Origin of the sequence: Chamaesiphon polymorphus CCALA 037 (assembly GCF_003003845.1) — a bacterium.
Taxonomy (GTDB): Bacteria; Cyanobacteriota; Cyanobacteriia; order Cyanobacteriales; family Chamaesiphonaceae; genus Chamaesiphon; species Chamaesiphon polymorphus.
In genome coordinates, this window is sequence record NZ_PVWO01000305.1 from 1 (window position 1) to 7155 (window position 7155).

The 7155-nt window shown below is 43.4% G+C and carries 6 protein-coding genes and 1 pseudogene; 4 read left to right on the forward strand and 3 right to left on the reverse strand.

Going from position 1 to position 7155, the window contains the following annotated elements:
• From C7B77_RS19745 to C7B77_RS19755, 3 genes and pseudogenes are all read right to left on the reverse strand, one after another.
• Positions 1 to 305, reverse strand: a pseudogene (locus tag C7B77_RS19745) (hypothetical protein); the annotation flags it as partial.
• 50 nt (positions 306 to 355) lie between these two features.
• A complete protein-coding gene (locus C7B77_RS19750) occupies positions 356 to 1927 on the reverse strand; it encodes a B12-binding domain-containing radical SAM protein (protein ID WP_106308748.1) in 1572 nt (523 codons plus the stop codon).
• Positions 1928 to 2055: 128 nt separating this feature from the next.
• Positions 2056 to 3609 carry a phytoene desaturase family protein gene (locus C7B77_RS19755; protein WP_106308751.1) on the reverse strand — a complete coding sequence of 518 codons (1554 nt, stop codon included), beginning with the start codon at positions 3607 to 3609 and terminating at the stop codon, positions 2056 to 2058.
• Positions 3610 to 3811: 202 nt separating this feature from the next.
• On the opposite strand from C7B77_RS19755, the gene C7B77_RS19760 reads away from it, so the two are divergent.
• The 4 genes from C7B77_RS19760 to C7B77_RS19775 all read left to right on the forward strand — a co-directional run bounded on the left by C7B77_RS19760 (position 3812) and on the right by C7B77_RS19775 (position 6860).
• Positions 3812 to 4570, forward strand: a complete 759-nt coding sequence (locus C7B77_RS19760) for an ABC transporter ATP-binding protein (protein ID WP_106308754.1) — start codon at positions 3812 to 3814, stop codon at positions 4568 to 4570.
• Positions 4571 to 4693: 123 nt separating this feature from the next.
• Positions 4694 to 5275: a Uma2 family endonuclease gene (locus C7B77_RS19765; protein WP_106308757.1), complete on the forward strand. Its 582-nt coding sequence runs from the start codon at positions 4694 to 4696 to the stop codon at positions 5273 to 5275.
• Between the two features lie 141 nt (positions 5276 to 5416).
• The gene (locus tag C7B77_RS19770; protein ID WP_146138412.1) at positions 5417 to 6061 is read left to right on the forward strand and encodes a hypothetical protein; all 645 of its coding nucleotides are present in this window, start codon (positions 5417 to 5419) and stop codon (positions 6059 to 6061) included.
• A gap of 1 nt (position 6062) precedes the next feature.
• Positions 6063 to 6860 (forward strand): hypothetical protein, encoded by a 798-nt coding sequence (locus tag C7B77_RS19775; RefSeq protein ID WP_106308763.1) that lies wholly within the window; start codon positions 6063 to 6065, stop codon positions 6858 to 6860.
• The last annotated feature ends 295 nt before the right edge of the window (positions 6861 to 7155 follow it).

Sequence of the window (7155 nt, forward strand, 5' to 3'; positions counted from 1 at the left end):
CCTTTAGCGCATTCGAGTAAGGTTTGAATCAGTTGGAGATAGCTTTGCGAGCGTTCTTCCGCTACGGTTTGAGCCGTATTTTGTTGCAGCAGGTGAGTCAAGTGACTTTTCCAATAGCGGAGGAACTTGGCAGCAGGGGCATTGCCTTCGGCATTAAGTCGTTCGGCAACTTCTGCCATCACTGTTAAAAGTTCGGCATCGATTAAATCTTGATGTTGCTGAAGCAGCAACCACTCTTCGCCTTTGGCACATTGCAGTAAGGCTTCAATGAGGCTGATATATGCGCTGAGGTGAGGTGTATCCATAAGACAGTATCCACAAATCAATTATGTGTCGATCGAGATTCAATTGAAAACTAAACTAAGCTCCGAATGGGCGATTCTACTAGTAATTCTTGTGCCTTTGTTGCTTTCAAATCGGCTAGTTGATTTCCGAGTTGAGCGCGGACTTCGTGGCGATATGTCAAGAAATGTTCGCCCACTCCTAAAGTTGTAAAATAGTCGTAGAGCAGTTGCGGTTTTAATAGAGCTATGACTATTAATTGCCGCCAGAACTGGAAGCGAGTATTTCTCAATAGCCCTTGTCTCCAGCAAATCTGGCCAAACATCCCGATCTCATGCCGGGTAATCGGACGATGATTTTTACCCCGCCAGCCATTCATCATCATGAAACAGCGAAAAGTGCGTTTCATATAAGCGATCGGTTCGTAGAGCTGCCAGAAAGCATCGATGTATTCCGCTGTAATCTCTTCTACTGGACGAGTGGGGATAAAGTTCATAATCGCCCCTTGATGGAAGGTACCTAAGCCTTCTGTAAGTCTTCCTTCCCGTTCTAGTCGTTGCCATAGAGCCGTATTTTGGAGGGCTTGTAGCAGGCTAAATTGTGCTTGGGGAATATTTGCTGCTTCAACAAACGATCGAATTCGCTCTCCAGCACCCGCTCGTTCGTTGTCGAAACCCATGATAAAACCTGCCATAATTTGTAATCCCTTGCTGGTAATTTTATGGCAAGATTCGACCAGTGATTGGCGCGTGTTTTGAACTTTATTAATCCCCAGCAGGCTATCAGTATCTGGAGTTTCAATGCCCATAAACACGATCGTCATACCCGCTTTAACCATCAGGTCGATTAGCTCATCATCTTCTGCTAAATTTAACGATGCTTCAGTAATGAGAATGAAAGGATAGTTGCGAGCTTCCATCCACGGAATCAAAGCTTGCAAAAAGACCCTAGCATTGCGTTTGTTACCGATAAAGTTATCATCGACGAGAAACACGTAACGATGCCAACCCATTCGATAGAGTACCTCTAATTCGGTTAACATCTGTGCTGGTGTTTTGGTACGCGGTTTGCGTCCGTACAGATTGATAATGTCGCAAAATTCGCACTGGAACGGACATCCCCGTGAGAATTGCACGGTCATGGCTAAATAGGCATCTAAATCGAGGAGATCGAATCGAGGAATTGGGGTTTGAGTAACGTCTGGTTTTTCGGCACTCCGAAATATACCTGTCGATTCTCCCCGTGAGAGGGCATCTAAGAATAGGGGCAAGGTGCATTCACCTTCATCTAGAATCAGGTAATGCGCTCCCGCTACTTGGGCAAATTCGGGAATTGAAGTAGGAAACGGCCCACCGACAGCAACTTTTTTACCTAAATTCACACCTTTTTCAATGAGACTGCGAAAATCGGCTTTTTGAACTATCATTGCTGAAATAATTACCAGATCGCACCATTCCCAGTCAGCACTGGTCTCTGGGCGGACATTGCGATCGAACAATCTGACTTCCCAATTTTTAGGCAACATTGCCGCTACAGTAATTAAGCCTAGCGGCGGATTTGTCGATTTTAAATCTGTCAAGTCCAAGGTTTCTTGATACGACCAGAAGGAATTGGGCATCTTGGGCCATAGTAGTAGAGTTTTCATAGCGCGTTGGTTTGAGTAAATGGGGAGTGGGGGAGTGGGAGAGTGGGGGAGTGGGAGAGTGGAGGACTTGGGGACTTGGATTTTGGATTGAACTATTTCCTCGTCTCCCCGTCCCCATCGATCGAGATCTAAACTGAGACTTCCAGCATTGTTCCTGACTTCCACACCGATTGCTTTGTCAGCAACTCGACGACATCCATGCCGTTACCAATCACGCCAGGGACGCTAGGATATCCAGCACTAGCTCCCACCAGAAATAGATTGGGTAATTCTGTGGTGTAACCCAGTCGATGGAAACCGACTTGTTTGGGAATCAATTTGGCACCGTAGATATTGCCCTGCGGTTGTCCGAGATAATATTCGCTAGTCGTGGGCGTACCGTAAACTTTCATCCGAATATACTTATCCACATCGGGAATCAGATCGCGGACGCTGACCATAATTTGCTGGTAGACTTCACGTTTTTTCGCTTTATATGCTTGGGGATCGGTCTGATGAAGAGATTGAAACCGATCGTAGGGGCAGACTGTAGCAACTTCTAGAACGTGATGCCCTTCAGGAGCCATACCAGGTTCGGTAGATTTAAGCGTCGGACAGGACAAGAAAATCCAAGGACGATCGAGGTTACCTGCTAACTGCTGCTGATACTCTTGATTTAAGTCGCCCGTCGGATAGTACCAAATATTCCAGTTACCGATGCCATAATTTTGCGGCTCGAAGCGACTGTCTAAGCCCAGGTAAATATTGAAGGCACTGCAAGAATATTCATAGCCTGTGAGTCGTTGATGTTCCTGCGAACTCAAGGCGGTGGGGTTATGCATCAGCTCGACGGTTAGTTTGGGATCTAAATCGCTGATGTATGCCTTGTCAGCATGATAAATTTTGCCGCCAGCGGTGAGATGTTGCACCAAGCCATTGCTAACTTCAATATGCTCGACTGGCATGGAGAACTCCACCACCCCACCGCGCGATGTAATTGCTTCGACGATCGTGTCTACTAGGTGTTTGAAGTGATGTCGGGGATAGTATGCGCCTTCGGCATAGTCCCATACTAGGGATGTGTGGGTGAGGAGGGCAATTTCCTGGGGTGGCAAGGCGTAGTCGCCACTTTGTCCGGCTAATACTGCTTGCAGCTTGGGGGATAGCCCGACATAGTCGTACAGGTCTTGGAGCGTCCAATCCCGTTTCAAAAACAGGTTCCAATATTTGGGCAATTTCAACCAATCCGACCATTTGCGATCGAACCAGTGCATTTCCCGCACTACGTTATGCAGATCTCGATGGAGGTGACTAATCTCGTCACAATAGCGATTTATGGCTGGAGCTTCTTGCGGAAATTTCAACAGCAACCGTTCTCGCAAGTTTTCCCAACCCAGAGGTATTTTAAAATCGATATCTGGCGTAATTACTCGATCGATACAATCTGGATCGAGGGTATTGAAGGGCACCTCGCGATCGATATAGCTCAGAAACCGTTCGATCGTTTGCCCCGCACCGCATTGGGAAATGTAATGCACGTCGGCACAAAAACGATAGTCACCATAGTCGAAGGTGTGGCAACAGCCACCAGGGAGGTAGTGTTTTTCTAAGACAGCGACTCGATATCCCTGACGAGTCAAGCAGGCGGCGGCGGCAAGTCCACCCAAGCCAGCTCCCAAAATTACGTAGTCGAAGCTTTCCATCACAGCCCTCCTTAGCAATCTCATTTCCCTCACAGTAGGCAAATAAGTTGAGGAAGTTGTGAAGAAGATGGCAATCCGGGCACAATCTTAATTCCACTGATTTTTAAAGCGGATTAGTTGGCGTACCTAGATCGCGCTCACGACTTCCTCATGTTTCCTAACTAAAGTGAAAGTTATGCTAGCCCATGACTGGTAACTTGACATGCAGCGAAACAGCCAGAGCGCGGACTTACCTTACCCAGAGACTCAAACACAATCTGGAGTGGTATTTCACGTCCACAACATCGCTAAAGTCTACCGGATGGGCGAAGTCGAAGTTCGTGCCTTGAGATCGATCGACCTCGATCTGTATGAGGGCGAATTCATGGTGTTGTTGGGGGCATCGGGGAGTGGTAAATCGACGCTGTTGAATATTTTGGGTGGTTTGGATGTGCCCACCAGCGGGCATATTTTATTCCGAGAACGCGATCTCACTCATGCCAGCGAAGCTGAATTGACCCGGTTTCGGCGCGATTGTGTGGGGTTTATTTTTCAGTTCTACAACCTAATTCCCAGCCTGACGGCGCGGGAAAATGTCGCATTAGTAACAGAGATCGTCCGCCGTCCGATGCGTCCCGAAGCGGCATTAGAATTGGTGGGTTTGGCCGATCGATTAGACCATTTTCCGGCGCAATTATCCGGCGGCGAACAGCAACGAGTCGCGATCGCACGGGCGATTGCCAAGCGTCCAGAAGTGTTGCTGTGTGACGAACCGACGGGGGCACTCGATTATGCTACTGGGAAATTAGTTTTGGAAGCCTTGGCACAAGTGAATCAAGAACTGGGCACGACGACGGCGGTAATTACGCATAATGCTGGGATTGCGGCGATGGCCGATCGCGTGGTGACGATGCGGAGTGGCGAAATTATTCGCGTTCAGCACAACGAGCATCAGGTATCGCCTGGGGAGTTGGAATGGTGATCTTTCGAGTTGTTAGTTGGGATTTGTTGCTAATGCCGAGCTTCTTACTCCCAAGCGATCTACCGAATCGCGATCGTCCTTCAGGGCTAAAATAAAGATGGTTGACTAATTGAGGCGCGAAGGATGGTAGCGGTAAAAGATAATTCTCCCCGGTTTACTCCCGCAGAATATTTTGCTTGGGAAGAACAACAATTATGTCGTCATGAATATATTGGTGGCGAAGTTTATGCCATGAGTGGTGGCACCAGAAATCATAGTCGGATTTCCGTACAATTTATTTTCCTCCTCGAAGGTCATTTGCAAGGCAACAGTTGTGAAACTGGTAACTCCGATCTCAGAGTTAATATTTTAGAAACAACTGATTATACTTATCCCGATGCTAGTGTCACTTGTGACGAGCGCGATAAAACAACCACTCAATACATTACTTATCCGTGTCTGATTGTTGAGGTTTTATCTGATAGTACCGAAGCATACGATCGAGGTAATAAGTTTTTCATGTATCGTCGTAATCCCAATCTTCAGGATTATGTTCTGGTTAGTTCAAAGGAAATCGCGATCGATCTATATCGGAAGAATGATGCGGGAGAGTGGATAATTATTAACTATCGTGCTGGCGATATTGTCGAGCTTAAAAGCATCAATTTAAGTTTCCCGATCGAGCAAGTTTATCGAGAAATCGTATTCTTTCCTGAATCAGAATAGGCTAATGAATCCGTGCTGGCGGATTACCCCATAATTTTAACATCTATACTCGATCGCGATAGCATTTGGACTAGCTTATCAGTGAGAGAGCATCACGGAACGAGAATCAATATATCCATACATCAGATTACTAATTATAGAATGACACAAGAACACTGTGCAAACGATAATATAGGCAAGCATAGTGAACGCTTCTTCACGTCACTTTCATCAAAGCTTGATGAATTTAATCCATTGAATTTATATCCAGTTGATTCTAAAGTATATTATGATGACGTAGATCTTCAGGATTTAGAGAGTTTTATAATTAACAACGCTAAATCTTTAAATGAAATTAAAGAAGAATTTGGTGTGGACATAAAAAAATATCCTTACATACTGGGAAGTTTTTTTGAGTTTATTCCAACGAGAATATTTATTGATTTTAAGGGATTCAAAGATAGTAATGGTTTTAGGTATGATATATTCGACGAATTTAATGCTTATCCGAACTCAAAAGTCAAGCTTACGGCTATTCTTAATAACGATAACGAAGATAGCGACAATCACGAAATTTTTGAATTTACAATATCAGAGAATCCATTAGAATTCAATTGTGGATATATCCCCGATCGATTGAAGACAGAAATATATGACTCAAACGGAAAAGTTATTTATGAATCAGACTATTCAATACTTAAATCAATTAATTTATCTTTGCATGTAAAGCAAAGATCACTAAAAGACAAACAGACTGATGAGATAATTGATGTCTATTCCACAAATTCAGTTGAAATTATAAAATAAAATGTCTAAGTGGAGAGAGAGAACCAGGCAAATAAGCTCTTATTTTGATGAAGAAGGCTTGCTTTATATTCCAATGATGGTGGGACACGGTAGAAAGGAAATATCTTCGAAGCTGAGAGAAGAATTTGATAATATAGGTGCTACATTTTTTGCTAGTTATTTTTACTCACGTCTGCATGAAATTAACGATATCCTAATCAAGGAGTTAATTTCTAGTCAAAACCCAAGAATTTTAAGATTTGGGCAAGCACTAGCTGTTGGTAGCAACAAGCTATATTCGATCGAAAACTTTGATAACGAGTTGTTGAAAATTATGTTCAGCAATATTAAGCTCTCAAAAGAGTTTATCCAAGAAAACTTTAAAGATCCTTGCTTGTGTTCGGATATATTGAAAAATTTTTCTATAAACTGCGATACTACATTAAACTATCACTTGTCAAATCTAGCCAATATAATTGACACAGGTCTCGTTGACATCTCGGCTGTAAGTCATTTTATTGTCAAGTATTTTAAGCAAAGCAAATATTTATTTGATATGGCAATAAAGATGTTTGCTTCTGCAATCAAAAATGATCCTAATCTTGTTAACAAGTTGATAGATCCTCTTTTGTACAAGATAGATCCATTTAATTGTGCAATTAGCTACTCAACATGGTTGATTGATATTAACAAGTATATATTTGTACGTAAATTAATCATAGATAATGTAAGCAGTCCTTATAGTGCATCCGCACAAAGTTTTATTGATAGACAAACTATATTAGATAAATATATGAGGTGGCACAAAATTAAGTATTGAACAAAGCAAGTCATAAAATAGCATTTTTTACACATAGACTCGATCGCACTCACGACTTCCTCATGTTTCCTAACTAAAGTGAGAGTCATGCTAGCCCATGACTGGTAACTTGACATGCAGCGAAACAGCGAACACGCAAACTTATCAACACAATCTGGAACCGATCGCAAAGCATCACTTGGGGAGTTGGAATAGTGATGAAAGCGATCGATCGTAAGCTAGTACTGAGCGGCACAAATAACCATATGATTAGAAGAGAGCTTTTTGAGAATAAAGTAATATAGCATATGCCAAG